This window comes from Allocatelliglobosispora scoriae (genome assembly GCF_014204945.1).
Lineage (GTDB): Bacteria > Actinomycetota > Actinomycetes > Mycobacteriales > Micromonosporaceae > Allocatelliglobosispora > Allocatelliglobosispora scoriae.
Map to the genome: position 1 here is coordinate 3,484,699 of NZ_JACHMN010000002.1, position 17,208 is coordinate 3,501,906.

At 70.6% G+C, this 17,208-nt stretch carries 17 protein-coding genes; 3 read left to right on the forward strand and 14 right to left on the reverse strand.

Translation table 11 applies throughout. The features are described from left to right. Positions 1-2: 2 nt before the first annotated feature. From F4553_RS21510 to F4553_RS21550, 9 genes are all read right to left on the reverse strand, one after another. On the reverse strand, positions 3-1,928 hold the full coding sequence (locus F4553_RS21510) for a VWA domain-containing protein (RefSeq protein ID WP_184838682.1): 1,926 nt from the start codon (positions 1,926-1,928) through the stop codon (positions 3-5). 3 nt (positions 1,929-1,931) lie between these two features. Further along, complete coding sequence (locus F4553_RS21515) at positions 1,932-3,407, reverse strand: TadA family conjugal transfer-associated ATPase (protein WP_246466442.1); 1,476 nt, start codon at positions 3,405-3,407, stop codon at positions 1,932-1,934. Then, the gene (locus F4553_RS21520; RefSeq protein WP_184838684.1) at positions 3,404-4,612 is read right to left on the reverse strand and encodes a CpaE/TadZ family protein; all 1,209 of its coding nucleotides are present in this window, start codon (positions 4,610-4,612) and stop codon (positions 3,404-3,406) included. The genes F4553_RS21515 and F4553_RS21520 overlap by 4 nt, the downstream gene beginning before the upstream one ends. Positions 4,613-4,651: 39 nt before the next feature. Continuing rightward, positions 4,652-5,446 carry a Flp pilus assembly protein CpaB gene (cpaB, locus tag F4553_RS21525; protein WP_184838686.1) on the reverse strand — a complete coding sequence of 265 codons (795 nt, stop codon included), beginning with the start codon at positions 5,444-5,446 and terminating at the stop codon, positions 4,652-4,654. A gap of 41 nt (positions 5,447-5,487) precedes the next feature. Further along, positions 5,488-6,636: a pilus assembly protein TadG-related protein gene (locus F4553_RS21530; protein WP_184838688.1), complete on the reverse strand. Its 1,149-nt coding sequence runs from the start codon at positions 6,634-6,636 to the stop codon at positions 5,488-5,490. After that, positions 6,624-7,037, reverse strand: a complete 414-nt coding sequence (locus F4553_RS21535) for a TadE/TadG family type IV pilus assembly protein (protein WP_184838690.1) — start codon at positions 7,035-7,037, stop codon at positions 6,624-6,626. The genes F4553_RS21530 and F4553_RS21535 overlap by 13 nt, the downstream gene beginning before the upstream one ends. 61 nt (positions 7,038-7,098) lie before the next feature. Then, the gene (locus tag F4553_RS21540; RefSeq protein ID WP_184838692.1) at positions 7,099-7,272 is read right to left on the reverse strand and encodes a Flp family type IVb pilin; all 174 of its coding nucleotides are present in this window, start codon (positions 7,270-7,272) and stop codon (positions 7,099-7,101) included. Positions 7,273-7,304: 32 nt separating this feature from the next. After that, complete coding sequence (locus F4553_RS21545) at positions 7,305-7,517, reverse strand: Flp family type IVb pilin (RefSeq protein ID WP_184838694.1); 213 nt, start codon at positions 7,515-7,517, stop codon at positions 7,305-7,307. A gap of 282 nt (positions 7,518-7,799) precedes the next feature. Continuing rightward, entirely contained in the window at positions 7,800-8,051 is a 252-nt protein-coding gene (locus F4553_RS21550; RefSeq protein ID WP_184838696.1) for a hypothetical protein, read from the reverse strand. A gap of 101 nt (positions 8,052-8,152) precedes the next feature. On the opposite strand from F4553_RS21550, the gene F4553_RS21555 reads away from it, so the two are divergent. Then, on the forward strand, positions 8,153-8,437 hold the full coding sequence (locus tag F4553_RS21555) for a hypothetical protein (RefSeq protein WP_184838698.1): 285 nt from the start codon (positions 8,153-8,155) through the stop codon (positions 8,435-8,437). 135 nt (positions 8,438-8,572) lie between these two features. Beyond that, entirely contained in the window at positions 8,573-9,007 is a 435-nt protein-coding gene (locus F4553_RS21560; RefSeq protein WP_184838700.1) for an LppU/SCO3897 family protein, read from the forward strand. Here the strand turns inward: F4553_RS21560 and F4553_RS21565 are convergent. The 5 genes from F4553_RS21565 to F4553_RS21585 form a co-directional block, all read right to left on the reverse strand. Further along, positions 9,004-10,176 (reverse strand): VWA domain-containing protein, encoded by a 1,173-nt coding sequence (locus tag F4553_RS21565; RefSeq protein WP_184838702.1) that lies wholly within the window; start codon positions 10,174-10,176, stop codon positions 9,004-9,006. The genes F4553_RS21560 and F4553_RS21565 overlap by 4 nt on opposite strands. Before the next feature lie 79 nt (positions 10,177-10,255). Next, positions 10,256-12,478 (reverse strand): DUF5682 family protein, encoded by a 2,223-nt coding sequence (locus F4553_RS21570; RefSeq protein WP_184838704.1) that lies wholly within the window; start codon positions 12,476-12,478, stop codon positions 10,256-10,258. Then, positions 12,475-13,566: an ATP-binding protein gene (locus tag F4553_RS21575; RefSeq protein ID WP_184838706.1), complete on the reverse strand. Its 1,092-nt coding sequence runs from the start codon at positions 13,564-13,566 to the stop codon at positions 12,475-12,477. Before F4553_RS21575 ends, F4553_RS21570 begins: the two co-directional genes overlap by 4 nt. Then, positions 13,563-15,101 (reverse strand): DUF5691 domain-containing protein, encoded by a 1,539-nt coding sequence (locus F4553_RS21580; protein WP_184838708.1) that lies wholly within the window; start codon positions 15,099-15,101, stop codon positions 13,563-13,565. The genes F4553_RS21575 and F4553_RS21580 overlap by 4 nt, the downstream gene beginning before the upstream one ends. Before the next feature lie 49 nt (positions 15,102-15,150). After that, positions 15,151-16,482: an SWIM zinc finger family protein gene (locus F4553_RS21585; protein ID WP_221469967.1), complete on the reverse strand. Its 1,332-nt coding sequence runs from the start codon at positions 16,480-16,482 to the stop codon at positions 15,151-15,153. Between the two features lie 90 nt (positions 16,483-16,572). Here F4553_RS21585 and F4553_RS21590 point away from each other — a divergent pair, with 90 nt between their 5' ends. Beyond that, positions 16,573-17,121: a DoxX family protein gene (locus F4553_RS21590; protein WP_184838712.1), complete on the forward strand. Its 549-nt coding sequence runs from the start codon at positions 16,573-16,575 to the stop codon at positions 17,119-17,121. Positions 17,122-17,208 lie beyond the last annotated feature (87 nt).

A 17,208-nucleotide genomic window follows, 5' to 3' on the forward strand; every position in this document is an offset into this window, starting at 1 on the left:
GGTTAGACCTCCACCTTGACCACGCGGCTGACCCAGAAGGTGCCGACCGACATGAGCACGATCGCGAGGCCGAGGATCAGCAGCCCCGGCCCTGTCGTATAGAGCGGCTCGATATACGACCGCCGGAACAGCAGCAGGAAGAGCGAGACGAGGATCGGCAGCGCGATGAGCACACCGGCCGAGAGCCGTCCCTCACCCGAGATCGCCTTGACCTGGCGGCGCAGCTGCTCGCGCTCGCGCATCGTCGCGACGGTGTTGGTGAGCACCTCGGCGAGATTGCCGCCGACCTCGCGCTGCACCCGGATCGCGATGACCGTCCAGGCCAGGTCGGCGCTGCGCATGCGGGTCGCGATGCGGTCCAGCGCGTCCTCGATGTCGATGCCGAGCCGGGTCTCACCGATGGCCCGGCCGAACTCGCCGTTGATCGGCTCCGGGAACTCCTTGACCATCGCCTCGACCGCCTGCGGCAGCGAGAATCCCGACCGGAGCGAGCCGATGATCAGCTGCAGCGCCTCGGGGAGCTGCTCGGCGAAGGCGTTGGTCCGCTTGTCCGACTTGATGCTGAGGTAGAGCCCGGTCAGGAACCAGCCCGCCGGTGCGCCGATGAGCACACCCCAGAGCACATGAATGAAGATCGCCATGGGTACGCCGAGAGCGATCACCGCGAGCACCCGCAGCAGCATCCACTCCGACGGTCGAAGGCGCAGACCGGCTCGGTCGAGGCGCAGCGCCAGCTTCGATTCCGTGTCGCCACGCCCCATGAGCTGCTGGGACAGTGCGAGCGCGGCGGCGGCCACCGGGCTGTCGGACTGTGGCTCTTCGGCCTGGCGGGTGCGGCTGGCGATCGAGAAGTCGTCGACCTGCGCGATGCGTCGGCGGCGGCTGGCGAAGTCGATCAGCGGCGAGAAGAGGAGCAGCCCGATCACGAGGACCGCGATGAAGACCACCGAACCGAGCCCGGCCTGCATCCACAGCGGCATCCCGACCGTGGTCTCCTCGAACGCCTTCGGCGCCTTGGGGTCCGCCACCAGCGTGACCGGGATCTCCGTGGTGAGAAGGCCGCCCGGGAGATCGGCGGTGACCGTCAGCCGGATCGTCAGACCGGCCATCTCCGCCGGGATCTGCACGTGGACCAGGAGCTGGAGGGAGAAGGAGGTGGCCGCCTCGGCGAATGCCCCGGCGATCGCGTCCGGGCTCGCGACCTCGAAGAGCTTGCCGCCGGTCTTCGACGACAGGCTCGTCAGGAGCGAGGTCGTCTCCTCGTCCGTCTTCAGCGCGATGCTGTCGACCGGCATGCCGGTCACCGAATCGACCGCTTCGGTCTGCTTCCTGGTGGAGCCGGTGTCGGCGCTGTCGGCGAGCAGCACGATCCGCCGCTCGCCCAGCTTCTTGTCGCGGAGCATCGTGCTCGCCGACTGCAGCCCGTCATAGAGCGCGGTTCCGCCGCCCGCAGCCTGCAGCGCGTCGATGGCGCTGAAGACCTTCGCACGATCGGTGGTGAGACCCAGCGGGTTGGTCGTCGGCGCGCCGGCGGTGACGATGGCGACCTGGACGTCGCTCGGCAGAGCCTGGACATACTGCTTGGCCGCCGCCTTCGCCGCACCGAGCGCGTTGCCCGCCGTCATCGATGCCGACGTGTCCAGCACCAGGACCGCGGCACGCTTCGGCGCGTCGGGGTTGGTGCTGGCGGCGACGTGGTCGGCGGTGACCGTCAGCTTCTCGTCCCGCGCCGTGACGGTGAGGTTCTTCGCCGCCAGCGTGCTCCCGACCGGCAGGTCGACGCCGGAGAGGTAGAAGTTCACCAGCCCCAACTCCTGCTGCAGGCCGGTCACGGAGAGGCTGCCGTCAGCCCGGGCCGCTGCGGGGAACGCGAGGATGGCGACGGCCGAGAGGGCCACGATCGCCGAATGACGCCAACGAGGTCGCACGGATCAGGCTCCCATCAGGTCACGGCCGAACAGGTCGGGCGGGACCGGGATGTTGTGGTCGATGAGCACGTCGAGGAAGTTGGGCCGGATCCCAGTGCTGCGGAGGACGCCCTGGTGGCGGCCGTACTGGTCCTGGCCGGCCCGGAAATCGAAGGCGAAGATGTCCTGCATCTTCACGTTGTCGCCGTCCATGCCGACCACCTCGCAGATGCTGGTGATGCGGCGGGAGCCGTCCCGCATGCGGGAGAGCTGCACGATGAGGTCGACCGCGGAGGCGATCTGCTCCCGGACGGCGCGGATGGGCAGGTCCATGCCCGCCATCAGCACCATCGTCTCCAGTCGGGAGACCGAGTCGCGTGGCGTGTTGGCGTGCACGGTGGTGAGCGAGCCGTCGTGGCCCGTGTTCATGGCCTGGAGCATGTCGAGCGCGGCGCCGTCACGGACCTCACCGACGACGATCCGGTCGGGTCGCATCCGCAGTGCGTTGCGCACCAGGTCGCGGATGGTGACCTCGCCCCGGCCCTCCATGTTCGGCGGGCGGTACTCCATCCGCAGCACGTGCTCCTGGTCAAGCCGGAGCTCCGCCGAGTCCTCGATCGTGATGATGCGCTCGGACTCGGGGAGGTAGGACGAGATGACGTTGAGGAGGGTGGTCTTGCCGGTGCCCGTACCGCCGGAGATGACGATGTCGAGGCGGCCCTGCACGCAGGCGTGGAGGAGGTCCGCGACTTCAGGGGTCATCGTGCCGAAGCGCAGCAGGTCCTCGATGGTGAACGGGTCCGCCGAGAACTTCCGGACGGTGAGCGCCGCGCCGTCGATCGCGACCGGCGGCACCACGGCGTTGACGCGGCTGCCGTCGGGCAGGCGGGCGTCGACCATCGGGCTCGACTCGTCGATCCGGCGGCCCACCCGGGAGACGATCTTGTCAATCACGCGGCGGAGGTGCTGCTCGTCCATGAAGGCGGCGTCGACGGGGCTGATCTGGCCGTCCCGCTCGACATAGATCCGGTCCCAGGAGTTGACCATGATTTCGGTGATGTCCGGGTCCCGGAGCATCGGCTCGATCGGCCCGTGTCCGAGGATCTCGTCGAGGATCTGCCGGTAGGCATTGCCCCGGTCGGCCGCGGAGAGCGCCTGCTCCTCCTTGGCGAGCACCTCCGGCAGGGCCTGCCGGACCCGGCGTTCGAGCTCCTCGTCGTTCTCGACGGTGTCGTAGAGCTGCGGTCCGAGCAGTTCCAGCAGGGCTTCGTGGGCCCGGCGCCGCACACCCGCGAGCGGGTCGTAGACCTTGCGGGTGCTGCGCCGGTTGAACCCGCCGCCGACACCGGAGATGGGCACCGAGCTCGAGACCGGCATCGCCGAGACCGGCGCGGAGCCACCGTGGCTTCCGTGCTCGGCCGCGGCGGCGAGCCGTTCCTGCAGCTCGCGCGTGCCCGACGACGTCGAGGCCTTCTGTCCCAACCGGTCCTGCAGGCTCATGCCTTGCTCCGGCCGAAGAGACCCTTCTTCCCCGAGGACTTCTCCTCGGAGCGAGCCGCGATGATGCGCTTGTTCGCGAGATCGCGGACGGCGACGCTGATCGGGTGGTTGGGGTGCGACACCGCGAGCGGCACGCCCGAGTTGGTGGAGACCGGCACGTCACGGCTCGACGGAACCCACCCGTTGACCGGGACGCGGAGCACCCGCTCGATGTCGGCGTTGGAGAGGCCGACCTTCGTGTCGGCCCGGTTGAGGACCACCGTGCGGGCCTGCCGTCGGTAATCCAGCAGGTCGAACATGTCGATCGTGACGCGGAGGTTCTTCAGCGCCGGCAGCTCGGGCGTCGCCACCAGGATGTAGTGGTGCGTCGCGTCCAGCGCGGCCAGCATCTGCTCGCTGAACGAGCTCGCGGTGTCGATCACGACATACTCGAAGTTGTCGCGGGCGATCTGCACGACCTCGCTGATCAGGTCCCGGCGGACATCCTCGGCGAGCGCGGGCTGGACCGGGGCGAGCAGGACGTCCAGTCCCGGCCGGTAGGGCGTGAGCAGCGCCCGGAAGCCCGTCTCGTCGAACCGGTCGGCGACCGGAATGGCGTCGGCGATCGTCTTGAGCGGCGAGAGCTGCAGCATGATCCCCACGTCGCCGAAGGCGAGGTCGAGGTCGATCAGGCAGACCTTGCGCTTGCCGCCGTCGGAGAGCGTCACGGCGAGGTTCACGGCGATGGTGCTCTTGCCGACACCGCCCTTGGCGGAGAAGACCGTGACGATCTGCCCGTCGAACTTCTCGCCGGGGGCACCCGGAGTCGAGACCGCATCGGAGACGTGGCCGTTGACGCGGGGGCCGTTGCCGATCTGCCGGGACAGGTCCTTGGACCGAGCGCACGCAGCGAGGATCGCCGCGTGGTCCGCGGCGTCGACCACCTCGCGTACGCCGGACCGCAGCGCCTCGGACATGACGCTCACGTCGAGGTGCTGGCGCAGCAGGAGCACGCCGAGCGCCGGACGTCGCAGCCGGCACTGCTGAGCGAACCCGACCGCTTCGGCGAGTGGCGTGCTCGGACCCAGGATGACGAGGATCTCCTCGCGGTCCGTGTTGATCCGCTCTACCAGAGCGTCAGCACTCGTGACTGTGTGCGTGTCGTCACCGAGAAGCTTGACCAGTTGCTGTGCCTGCTGCTGCCACTGCTCGTACAGGATCGTCATTGCTGTGCCCTCCGCTGTGCTTTTTCTCCACCGAGAGGATCACTTCAACAGCTGGGTGTTGTCGATACCCGCTCCGGGACGGATTTCGGACGTGTCAGTCAGCAAGGCCAGGTAGAGCCCGCCGGTGGAGAACGTGCTCTCGCTGTCGCAGGCACGGATCGCATGGATGAGCTTCTCCGCGTCACCCTGGTTGACCGCCACCGTCACGAGCAGCGTGACCTTGTCCTGAGCCTTATCCGCCTTGGCCCGCTCGTCGGCGGACTGCGCCGACGTCTGACCGTCGTCACCATAGGCGCCGACCGCCAGGACCTCGACCCTCGGGAGGAGGACCTTCGTCACAGTGTTGTCGGAGCCGTACTTCTTCTTGAACTCGGGGTCGAGCACCACGCAGGTCGCAAAGACCGTCACCTGGGAGCCGGGCCGGACGAAGCCGCCGACCTCCTCCTCTGCCTTGAACTTGGCGCTGACGGCGATCAGCTTCTCGGTGACGGAGATGCCGCCGGAGAGCTTCGTCGCCTGACCGAACATGCCCCGCAGGACGAGCTGGCGCGGCTGCACGTCGCTGGTGACCACGAGCTTGTCGAGCTCGATCGGCATGCTCTGCAGCGCGTCCTCGGGGAGGCTGCTCCGCGGCATGACGATCTCTTCGGTCATCTTGCGCACGCTGGAGCCCGAGGTGCCGGCCGGAATCCGCTGCTTGGCCACGAGTACGCGGACCGCAGTCTGTCCGTCCGTGACCGTGTTCTTGGCCGACGCCACGTAGAGCAGCACGGCGCCGGTGCCGAGGACGGCCAGGATGATGGCCAGGATCACGCCGATGATTCGCCGGGTCATGAAGGGTTGGTCCTATCTAGAGTTCGATTCACGAGGTCGAGTCAGCCGCTCGTGTTGAGGGCGACTGTGCCGTCTTCAAGGCCGATGTCCGGCCCGACATCGCCCGCGACGAAGGGCAGGTTCACGAAGTATCCGTATATGCAGCGCTCGGGACCGCTGCAGTGAGAGCCACCGAAGTCGGAGGGCCTGCTGTTGGCGAAGCCGGAGCCGAGATAGTAGCCGGTCACCACGAAGCCCACGAGGCGCTGAAGCGCGTAGTCGTGGTTGCCCGGCGAGGCGGGGCTCCATTCGTCGAAGAGCGGGACGACGAGCGGCTGCCGCGACGCGATGCGGCTGTCGAGCAGGTTCCGGCAGCCTCTCGGCGCACCGTTGGCGGGCGGCGTGTCCTGGTTGACCGTGACGTTCACCGCGGTCTGGCAACCGCCGCCGCGAACGCGGTCGACCCAGACGAAACCGCCCGCGTCGTCCCAGCCGGAGGGCTTGCCGGAGGCGGCCGCGCACGTGGGGACGTCGGGCTTGCCCGCGCCGCGCTTGCCGTCGAGGTGGAGCACCGACTCCTGGGAGGTGGCCGGGTAGCCGGAGGTCCATGGCGGGAGGTCGACGAGGTCGGACTTGACCTCGTCGAACATGCAGTCCCGGATCGCGATCGCGGTCGCCCTGGTCGGCGGGCCGTAGGCCACCCGGGAGCACGCCCGCACGGTGGCACCGTCGCCGACACCCGCGATCGACTGCGCGAAGGAGTAGGGAAGCAGGGAGCCGCCGCCGGCCGATTCGGTACGAACGCGAACCTCGACGTAGTTGAGGCCGGGTGCCGGCGTACCGATGCAGTCGGTGACCGTGCTGCCGGCGCTGGGGCCGCAGGGCGCCAGACTCACCACGAGGCTCGCGTCCCGGCCGCAGATCTCCTCTACGTATGTGCGGCCGTCCTTGGCGTTGGCGTCAGCGGCGGCGCTGGCGTCTCCGATCGACGCGCAGTCCGTCCGCTGGTGCGCGCAATTGCTGGCGATGTTCTGCGCGGCGGCATCGGCGCCGGACTGCAGTTCTTCGCGCTCCAGATAGATGCGGCCCACGTCGATCGCCAGAGCGCCCATGCCGAGCAGCACACCGGCGCTCAGGAGGACGGCGACGATGGTGGTGACGCCGCCTCGGTCACCGAACCGGCGGGAGCGGACCCGGCTCATGAGCGGCATGTGCCGACTCCCTCGCCGGTCATCGTGAAATTGCCGCCGACGCCACCAGCGCCGAAGAACGCCGCGAAGACGCCGACGGGAGTGGCGAACTCGAACGTCTTCGTCGCGGTCACGGTCACCTGGGCACCGGCTGCGGCGTTGCGGCATGAGGTCACCGGGCCCACGACATGAGCATCGGCGGCGACGAGACGCACACGGGCCTCGATGGCGCTGTCACTGGAGCCGGGCACGACCACGGCGAGACGGCTGCCCTCGCGCGCGCCCTCCGTCAGGGTGAGCTGTTGATTGATCATCCGACCGAAGTCGATGATGCCGAAGACGAGCAGAAGGAGTAGCGGCAGAACCAGTGCGAACTCAGCCGCAGCCGCACCACGGTCGCCGGTTCGGGACCTTCTCTTCATCGCCAACTCCTATACAAGGTCGCGCATGATGGCGGCAGGGCCCCGTCCCTGCCGCCATCCGTTACTCAGGGATCTGGTACTGGCCGAACAACTCCGCAACCTGTGCTGCATACAGCCAAACCAGTCCGACGATCATCGTGATGATGACGGCAGCGATCAGACCGTACTCGGCGCCGGTGACACCGCGGTCGTCACGGCGTACGACGCCATATGTCCCAGCCAAGAGGGTACGCATCGGTGTTGATCGGCTATCAGGACTCGGCTCGGTTACGCGCCGTCGCCGCCGCCGTCGCCGCCACCATCGCCGCCGAACCCTGCGGTGGCCCGCTCGAACGCGTCGGCGATCACGGTGCCGAGGCCTCCGACGAGACCCGCGATGGCGACGACGATCAGGACGAGAATGAGGCCGTACTCGGCCGCAGTCACACCGTCGTCGTTGGTGGCGAGCAGAGCCCGGGCCTTCGTGTAGAGCTTGAGCATGTGGGAGACACCCCCTGGTAACCCGGACCAGCGTGTCCGGACCGGTGATTATGGAGTGCCGGCTGCACGGCCGACATTGAGGCAGCCTGCCGGGCAGCCCCACATTCGTCAGTCAGTCAACCCGACACGCCTTATCCCCTGACCGACGGCAAAACTAGCCGATCATACGATAGATACTCGCCAATCGGTCAAACAGATCCACTCCCGGACCGCGTTACCGCAGGTCAGAGGTGAGTAGCAACCCCGCTCCGCAGCACTCATGATCGAAGTCGGCTTTCCGACTTATCGGTGCATCACACCTAGCACAGCAATCGCGAAGAACGATCCGGCCAGCAGCGCGGGCCCGAACGGCTGGGAAGCCTTACGCCCATGGCGGACGATGGTGACCACCGCGACGGGGGCGTTGACCAACCAGGGCAGCATCAGACCCAGGATCACCGCTCCCCAGCCGAGATAGCCGAGCAACAGGCCGATCACCGCGCCGAGCTTCACGTCCCCGAACCCCAGCGACGCCCCCGGCAGCACGGCCAGCACGAAATAGACGGCGAAGCAGACGGCGCCGCCCTCGGCCGCTCGCAGCAGGAGCGACCACTCGCCGTCGACCAGGGGCCGCGACCGACAGCAGCACCGCCGTCGTGACGAACCCGATCAGCACCAGCCGATCCGGCAGCCGCAGCACCGCCAGGTCGATCGCGGCGAGCGGCAGCGCCAGACCCGCCAGGATCAAGGCCGCCAGCAGCACAAACGGGTTGGAGATGAGTGCGGCCAGCACCCCGAAGGCGAGCGCGCCGACGGGAATCGTCCACACCCGGCTCGGACCGAGCCGCTCGCGGCAGCCGACACAGCGCATCGGGAAGGCGGTGACGGAGGGGAGCGGCGAGCCGCACTTCGCGCAGTCCGACCGGAGCGGCTCGTCGTAATCGACGCTGCGACGGTAGGCCGGCAGCGGGGTGACCACGCCGACCAGGGCGCCGACCAGCGCGGATCCGAGGGTGAGGAGTGTCGAGGCCGTTGTCACCCGGGCACGCTACCGTTTCCGTGCGATGGGAGGGTAGATGAGTCTTGACGACGACCGGACACCGCGGCGCGGCGTGGCGCCGATGCTGCTGATCGTGGCCGGAGTGCTCTCCATCCTCGGCGCGCTCGCGCTCGTCATCGTGCTGGTGCTGCCCGCCGTCACCGGTCGGCCGACCACGGCCACGGCCACGGCGATCGCGACACCTGCGCTGACCGCACCGCCCAGTGCGCGAGAGCAGGGTGCCCGTTTCGTCGCCGAGGGCGAGTGCGTCGCCATCGAGGGCACGGCGCAGGAGCCACTGCTCAACATCATCTCCTGCGGCCCCGGCGGCTATCAGGTGCTGCGGCGCTTCGACGGCACCATCGACGCCGACAACCGCTGCAAACCCGTCGTCGGCTATGAGTACAACTTCTCTTACGACTCCGCCCTGGACTCCCTGGATTTCGTCCTCTGCCTCAAGCAGCTCCGTTAGGCGGCCGGCACCGGGAGCGGTCGGCGTTCGATCGCCGCTGCGATCAGGTCCGGGAAGGCATCGGGTGAGCAGGCGAAAGCGGGCACACCCAGCGCAGCCAGCGCCGCCGCGTTGTCCCGGTCGTAGGCCGGAGCACCCTCGTCGGAGAGTGCCAGCAGCACGATGACCTGCACCCCGGCCGCCAGCATCGCGGCGACCCGGCGCAGCATCTCGTCGCGTACCCCGCCCTCGTAAAGGTCGCTGATCAGCACGAAGATGCTGTCGCGGGGCCGGGTGATCAGCGTCTGGCCGTAGGCGATCGCCCGGTTGATGTCGGTGCCGCCGCCGAGCTGGGTGCCGAAGAGCACCTCGACAGGGTCCTGGAGCTGCGGCGTGAGGTCGACCACCGCGGTGTCGAAGACGACGAGCGAGGTCCGGACGGAGCGCATCGACGCGAGCACCGCCGCGAAGATGCTCGAATAGACGACCGAGGCGGCCATCGAACCGGACTGGTCCACGCAGAGCACGATGTCGCGCTGGACCGAACGGATCTTGCGTCCGTATCCGACCAGCCGCTCCGGCACGATCGTGGAGTACTCCGCCTGGTAGTGCTTGAGGTTCGCCTTGATCGTGCGGTTCCAGTCGATGTCGGCGTGGCGCGGGCGGCTGATCCGGGCCGAGCGGTTGAGCGCGCCCGTGATCGCCGTCCGGGTCCGCTGGGCGATCCGCTTCTCGACCTGCTCCACCACCGCGCGGACGACCTGTCGAGCGGTCTGCTTCGTCTTCTCGGGCATCGCCCGGTTGAGCGAGAGCAGGGTGCCCACCAGGTGAACGTCGGGCTCGACCGCCTCCAGCATCTCCGGCTCCAGCAGCAGCCGGGTGAGGTTGAGCCGCTCGATCGCGTCGGTCTGCATCACCTGCACGACGGTGGAGGGGAAGTAGCGACGGATGTCGCCCAGCCAGCGAGCCATGCTGGGTGCCGAGGCGCCGAGCCCGGCCGAGCGGCCCCCCGACTGCTGGCCCTCCGAGGAGCGGTAGAGCGCGGCGAGCGCGGCGTCGACCCCGGCGTCGTTGCCGGAGAGCCCCACGCCGGTGCCGTCGGCACCCGGCTCACCGCCGAGCGCCAGCCGCCAGCGCCGGAGCCGCTCGGCCTCCGCGCCCTGAACCGGTCCGTCGATCTCGCTGCTCATCGCGCCTCCAGGGGGCTCATCGAGGGTCCGGACGTGGTCACCGCGGGTCCAGGGGAAGTCATCGTGGGTCCAGGGGGAGTCATCGCGTCTCCAGGCCGAGCAGGAGTGCCAGCGTCGGCAGGGCCGCATCGGCCCGCGCCAGGTCGATCGGCACCTCGTCGCCGCCCTGACCGGCGTGCCGACCGGGGCTGTGCAGGTGCCTGGCCCGCTCGCCGATCGTGCGCCGCTCCGGTGCCGCGAAGGCCCCGAACGTACGCCGGACCAGCGGCAGGACCTCCAGGAATGAGTCGGCGGGGATCTCGCTCAGCCACCGGTCCACCAGGAGCAGCAGCCGATCGTCGTGGATCAGCAGGGTCGCGCCGTCGGAGAAGAATCCCTCGATGAACCCGGCCGCCCGGGCGGGCGGCTCACCGATCGTGAGGGTCCGGCCGAGCCGCAGCGCCACGTCGTCGGCGTCGAGCCGCTCGCAGTCGCGCAGCAGCCGCACGACCCGGCCGCTGATCAGCCCCGGCAGATCGTCACGCGCACCGGTCTTGGCGAGGGTCTCGCGCCACACCTCGGTCAGTTCGGCCTCGTCGATCAGGGTCACCGCGGAGTGGCACGCGTCGAGCCGCTCCCGCACCTCCCGGGCGGCGGTTTCGTCGAGTCCGGTCAGCGCGGAGCTGAGCCCCACGCAGATCCTCGTCACCAGGCCACCGGTGACGCCCCGCAGCGCACCGGCGTCGGTGCCCCGCACATCGCCGTAGCGCAGCGAGCGCGCCAGCGGCGGCAGCGCAGCCATCAGCGCGAGCACGTCGGTGCCGAGCGCGATCCGGTCGTCGAGCGCGACGAGCACCGGCGGCAGCGCGTCGTTGAGCCCGGCGAGCAGGCAGCTCTCCACCAGGCCGGTGATGGTCGCGAGGTCGGGTGCCTGCGCGGCCCGCTCCACGGTGGCACCGGCAGCGGCAGCGGCCACGGTCACGCCGTAGGCACTCGCTGCGATCAGATCGACCGTGAACTCCGGCTGCCAGGCGAGCTTCCAATTCTCCCAGAAGGTGCCCTTCGCCCCGCTGCTGACGGCGGCGGGCTTACCCCACTCGACCTTGAGCAGGCGGAGCCGGTGCAGCAGGTGGCTCCGGCCCAGGTCCATGGGCTTGCGCAGGTCGAGTTTGAGCTCGTCCTCCAGAGCCTTCGCAGGCATGCGCAGCTTGCGCTGCAGCGAGGCGACGTCGCGCAGGAGCGGTGCGGCCAAGGACTCGTCCGGTACGCCACCCAGCCGCTCGCCGACGATCAGCTTGCGCCGGATGAGCTCCAACCGCATCTCGTCGCCCTCGCAGAGCACCGCTCTCGTCGCCTCGGTGACCTCGGCGAGCCCGGCGAACGGGCGGCCCCGCAGGGTGGCCAGGGCCTCGGCGAGCCGAACGCCCTCGATGACGTGCGCGGTGGAGGCGGGCGAATCGGCCCGGCGCAGCGCCACGGCGGTCTTGATGAGCCACCGCTCGATCACCTGGTCGGGTGTGGTGAAGAGATGGTGGTACCAGCCCGGCGACGAGACGCCCGCGCCGTAGCCCTGCCAGGAGGCGAGCCGCCCGTGGGTCCACGGCACCCAGGTCATCGCGACCTTCGCCTTCGACAAGCCCTTGAGCAGCGCGGCATCATGAGCGGCCGAGGGCAGATCGCCGATGAGCGCGGGCACGTGCCACGCACCGCAGACGATCGCGATGGTCTCGTGCCCCTCCTTGACGGCGGCCCGGAGCGCGGTCCGCATGTATGCCTCCCGCCGCAGATCCTCCGGGTGGCTGTAGCCGGTCGCGGTCCGCACGGCCGTCATCGCCTCGGCGACCGCCGAGAAGACCTCGTCACCGTCGCGGCGGTGCTCGATCACGTCCTCCCACCAGCGCTCCGGGTCGTCGTAGCCGGCGGCGTCGGCGAGCGCGCCGATCGGATCGATCCGGGCCGACTCGGGCTCCGGATCGGTGCCCTTCTCCTCGGCGAACCGGAACGCCACCGGCAGGTCGAAGAAGCGCACGGCGGCGCCCTCGGTGACCGCGTAGTGCATCGCCTGCCACTCCGGCGAGAAGACGGCGAAGGGCCAGAAGGCCGCTCGCGAACCCGTCTCGACGGGCGCGTCCCCCTCCACCGGGTAGGCGAGCAGCGCGACCGGCGGCCGGAGCCGCTCGTGCGCGACGAGCGGGATCAGCTCGTCGGCCTCGGGCGGCCCCTCGATGAGGACGAGATCGGGGCGCAGCTTCTCCAGCGTCCGCCGCACGGCGCGGGCCGAGCCCGGACCGTGGTGGCGGATGCCGAGGACGTGCGTGCTCACCGGCTGTTCTCCCGGGCGGCCCGGTAGAACTGCTTCCACCCGTCGCGTTCGCGCACGACGGTCTCCAGGTATTCGCGCCAGATCACGTCGTCGGCGCCGGGGTCCTTGACCACGGCACCGATGATCCCGGCCGCCACGTCGCCGGGGCGCAGGATGCCGTCGCCGAAGTGGGCGGCGAGGGCGAGCCCGTTGGTGAGCACGGAGATCGCCTCGGCGGTGGAGAGGGTGCCCGAGGGCGACTTGAGCTTGGTCTTGCCGTCGCTGGTGACGCCGGAGCGCAGCTCGCGGAAGATCGTGACGACCCGGCGGATCTCCTCCTCTGCGGCGGGCACCGGCGGGAGCTCCAGGGAGCGGCCGAGCGAGGCGACCCGCTGCGTGACGATGGAGACCTCGTCCTCGACGCTCTCCGGGACGGGCAGGACGACGGTGTTGAAGCGGCGGCGCAGCGCGGAGGAGAGCTCGTTGACACCGCGGTCGCGGTCGTTGGCGGTCGCGATGACGTTGAAGCCCTTGCGGGCCTGGATCTCCTCGCCCAGCTCCGGGATGGGCAGGGTCTTCTCGGAGAGGATGGTGATCAGCGTGTCCTGCACGTCGGACGGGACGCGGGTCAGCTCCTCGACCCGGGCGATCGTGCCCAGCGCCATCGCCCGATAGACCGGGCTGGGAACGAGAGCGCTCCGGGAGGGGCCCTCCGAGAGCAGCTTGGCGTAGTTCCAGCCGTAGCGGATCGCCTCCTCCGGAGTGCCCGCGGTGCCCTGCACGAGCAGCGTCGAGTCGCCGCTGATGGCTGCGGTGAGGTGCTCGGAGACCCAGGTCTTGGCGGTGCCGGGGACGCCGAGCAGCAGCAGCGCCCGGTCGGTCGCGAGCGTCGCGACGGCGACCTCCATCAACCGCCGAGGGCCGACGTATTTCGCGGTGATGCCGATCGAGTCGTCACCGAGCAGGTAGGTCACGACCGCCTGCGGCGAGAGCAGCCAGCCGGGCGGCCGGGGCCGGTCGTCATCCTTGGCCAGCTGTGCGAGCTCGTGTGCGAACTGCTGCTCGGCGTGGGGCCGCAGGACCGGCGCAGCCTCTTCGATGACGGTCACGCGAACTCCTTATGCATGTCGTGGCGCAGGTTGAGAGTGGTGGCGAGGCGACGCAGGTCGGTCACGCCGTGGTGGTCGGGGTGCTGCCGGGCGAGCGAGGTGGCGAGGGCGAGGACGTCGGCCGCCCGCTCCGCCGGGATGCCGGCCTCGCCGAGCCGGCACAGCTCGCTGACGCGGGCACTGTATCGATGCTTGGGGACCTGGGCGGCGATGTGGCCCAGGACGGTGTCGGCGAGCGGCTTGGGCCACGGGGTGGGTGCGAGCTCGACGGCGCGGACCGGGCCGATCGCGGAGTTGTCCGCGAAGGCCTCTCGCGCTCGGGCGGTCCGCTCCTCCGCAGGCAGCAGCGAGAAGAGCTCCTCCAAGGCGACCCGGTCCTCGATCGGCAGGTTGGCCGCGCCGCTGAGGGCGTCGGTGAGGGGACCGGCCCACTCGGCCGCGCCCTGTGCGATCGCCGCCCGGGCGAGCCCTCGCGACCACTCCGTCTCGAAGTCGCCCGCGACCGAGAGCGAGAGCACCGCTCCGGGGGTGGCGGCGAGGGCGGCCGAGCCCCTCGTCCACACGCTCAGCGGGGTCCGGGCCAGGATCTCGACCAGCCAGAACGCCCGCTCGCCGACTCCCTGCGGCGCCTTGGCGGGAATGCCGTCGCGGCGCATCGCGCGATCGCACTCGGCCGGCGGCTCGACGAGGATGACATCGGGGCGGGCGGCCCGGCGGTGCGCCCGCACGAGCATCACGGCGCGGTCGGCCATCCGCTGGCCGAGTGCCGAGCCGGGCAGGCTGCCGAGGAGTTCGGCGGCCCGATCCCGGATCTCCTTGCGCCGGTCGTCGAGCGCCTCCTCCAGGAACGCCTCGTCGGCCGCGTTGAGCCCGGTGCGGAGCGCCTCGATCAGCTTGGTCCGCTCGGCGTGCGGCTCGTCCGGCCAGACCTCGGTGAGCAGCGCGAGCGCGGCGTCGGGATCGGTCCGCCGCAGCCCGGTCAGGTAGGCGACCCGCTCGACGATCGTCCCCTCGTGCCAGCGGGCCGGATCCTCGACCGGGGCCTGGACCTCCTCGATGAGCACCGCCCACTCGGGACGCAGCCTGGCGAGCCACGTGGCCCGCGTGCCGCCCGCGGTCAGCACCCGATCACGCAGCTCCGGCCGCCGTCGGGCCAGCTCCAGCAGATCGGGCAGGAGCTGGGCGGGCGCGACGAGATCGCGCGCGTTGGCGAGGGCCAGCCACTCCCCGACGAGGCCGCGGTCGCCGGAGTCGGCGAGCAGCCCCACGATGCGCTGGGCGGCGGCCGGGGGCACCGGTCGCCGATCGTCGGCGGGCGCCTCGACCACGGCGTCACCCGCCGCCGACGCGGTGAGTCCGGCACGGCGATGGGTCGTGTGGATCGCCGCGCGGTCGAGCAGCGCCGTCGCCGGGTCGGCGACATCGACCGCCGAGAGCACTGCTCCCAGAGCGTCGGCGTCGGTCACGGCGGGCAGCGCGCGCCGCCGGGTCCCGACCAGCGCCGTGGAGAGGAGTTCCTGCCAGCTGCCGGTCATCGCGAACCCACCCCGATCTCGGTCCGGTCGAGAGCACTGATCACAAGCGTCATGGTCGCACCACTCCCGTCTCCGTCCAGCCCGCGAGCGGTCGGAGTCCGGCCGGCGTGAGCTCGGCGGCGATCGTCGACGGCCGCCCACCCGTCGCCGCCGCGAGCCGCCACGGCGAGGGCGCACCGGGGTGCAGCGGCATGGCGTGGCCACCGGTGGCGACGGTCCAGACGGCCTGCGGGGTCGTCGGCGGAGCGAGGACCGCCTCGTGGAGCAGCACCGGCCAGGCGTCCAGCCACGGCTCCGCCGCGATCGCGGCGGCGAACTCGGCGACCGCCGCGTCGATCCCGACCGCGCCCGCCGGGGCGGAGCAGGAGGCGGCGGCGCCATGCCGCTTGGCGACGAGGGCGCGCAGCCGGACGGCGCCGGGGTAGAAGCAGATGTCTGCCTCCACCTCGGTGCCGACGACGAGGTCTGCGGCGAGCGGCTGCCCGGCGACCGCGAAGGAGAGGACGAGCGCGGCCTGACCGCTGGCCCGCCCGCGCAGCCACACGCGCCGCGTCGTGAGCCGCTCGTCGACCTCGTCGCGGGAGCCGACGACCTGCCAGACGTCCCGGGCGGGCTCGGTGGCGAGAATCTGCTCCGCGGGGGTCGGCGTGCCGATCCGGCCGCGAACGGTGGCGGCGAGCGGCTCGGGCAACTCGTCGATGCGGGCATATGCCCTGGTCAAGAGGTGCAGCAGGGAGAGCTCAGCGAGGAGGGCGTCGGCATTGCCCGCGACCGCGAGTCCGGCGAGGCGGCGCACGGCGGTGGCGAGGCCGGGAGCGGCGGCATCCACCATGCGCGCCGCCACCGTGTCGAAGTGCTGGTAACCGGCGTGCGAAAGACCGGCGAGGCCGTCGCGGATCTGATCGGTGACCCAGCGGTCCAGGTCGGCGACGCCCGCCGAGACCCGCTCGTCGCGCTTCTCGGCCCGCCTGGCGGCGGCCCGGATCGCGGCGGGATCGGCCTCGCTCTTCTCCGCCCGTTTCTCGGCCTTGGCCGCGCGCTCGGCCCGGGAGGCCCGCCACTCCGCCATCCAGGCGGGCGGCTCGCCGGTGCCGACCGACCCGGCCGACCAGAGCAGGAGCAGGCCGAGAGCGTGCTTGCACGGGAATTTACGGCTGGGGCAGGAGCACCTGTATGCCGGCTCGGCGAGGTCGACGCAGACCTGATAGGTCGCGCTGCCCTTGCAGAGCCCCCACAGGCTCGTGCCCGCCACACCGGGGTCCTGCCACTTGGCGGCGCCCAGCCCTCGGGCGGCCTTGAGGCTGGACGGATCGGGGGCGAGGGCGGCGACCTGATCGGCGCTCCACCGCTCGACCGACGCCTCGGCGAGGTCTGCTGACATGGCGGCCAATGTAGAGGTTCCATCCGACATCCCGTGCACCCGTTTCCCCGTCCCCGCGCGCGTTCGGCGTTGAGCTGCCAAAATCGACACATGGCTGCTCCCGTCCGCGCGCTCGCCCATGCCCTGCTCGGTTCCGTCTTCGTCGCCGCCGGTGCGCAGGCTCTGCTGCGCCCCTCCCGGTACGCCGAGCGGGCCGCACCGATCACCGATCGGCTGGGCCCCGCTCTCGCCAAGGTCGACCAACGCCTGCCCACCTCCGCCGAGGCGCTGATCCGCATCAACGGGGCGATTCAGGTCGGCGGCGGCCTGCTCCTCGCGACGGGGACGGCGGTCCGCCCCGCCGCAGCAGCCCTCACCGGCTCCCTGATCCCGGCGACCATCGTGGGCCACCCCTTCTGGAGTGTCCAGGGCAAGGCCGCCAAGCAGGACGAGCTGGTGCACTTCGTCAAGAACCTGGGCCTCCTCGCCGGACTGCTCCTAGCCGCTGTCGACACGCAAGGCAAACCGGGCCTGCCGTGGCGCACCCGCCGCCTCTACGCCGATACGCAGCGATCGGTACGCCGAGCAGCGCGTACGGCGTCGCGGGAGGCGAAACTTGTGGCGCGCGCCACACAGGTCGGACGACGTTTGCCCAGCTAGCGTGTCCTGTGTGGCGTGAATCACCTTTTCCGTGCAGGCCGCGTTAACAGGCTAGAAATGTCGCTAAACAGCGTGGGATCGGACACA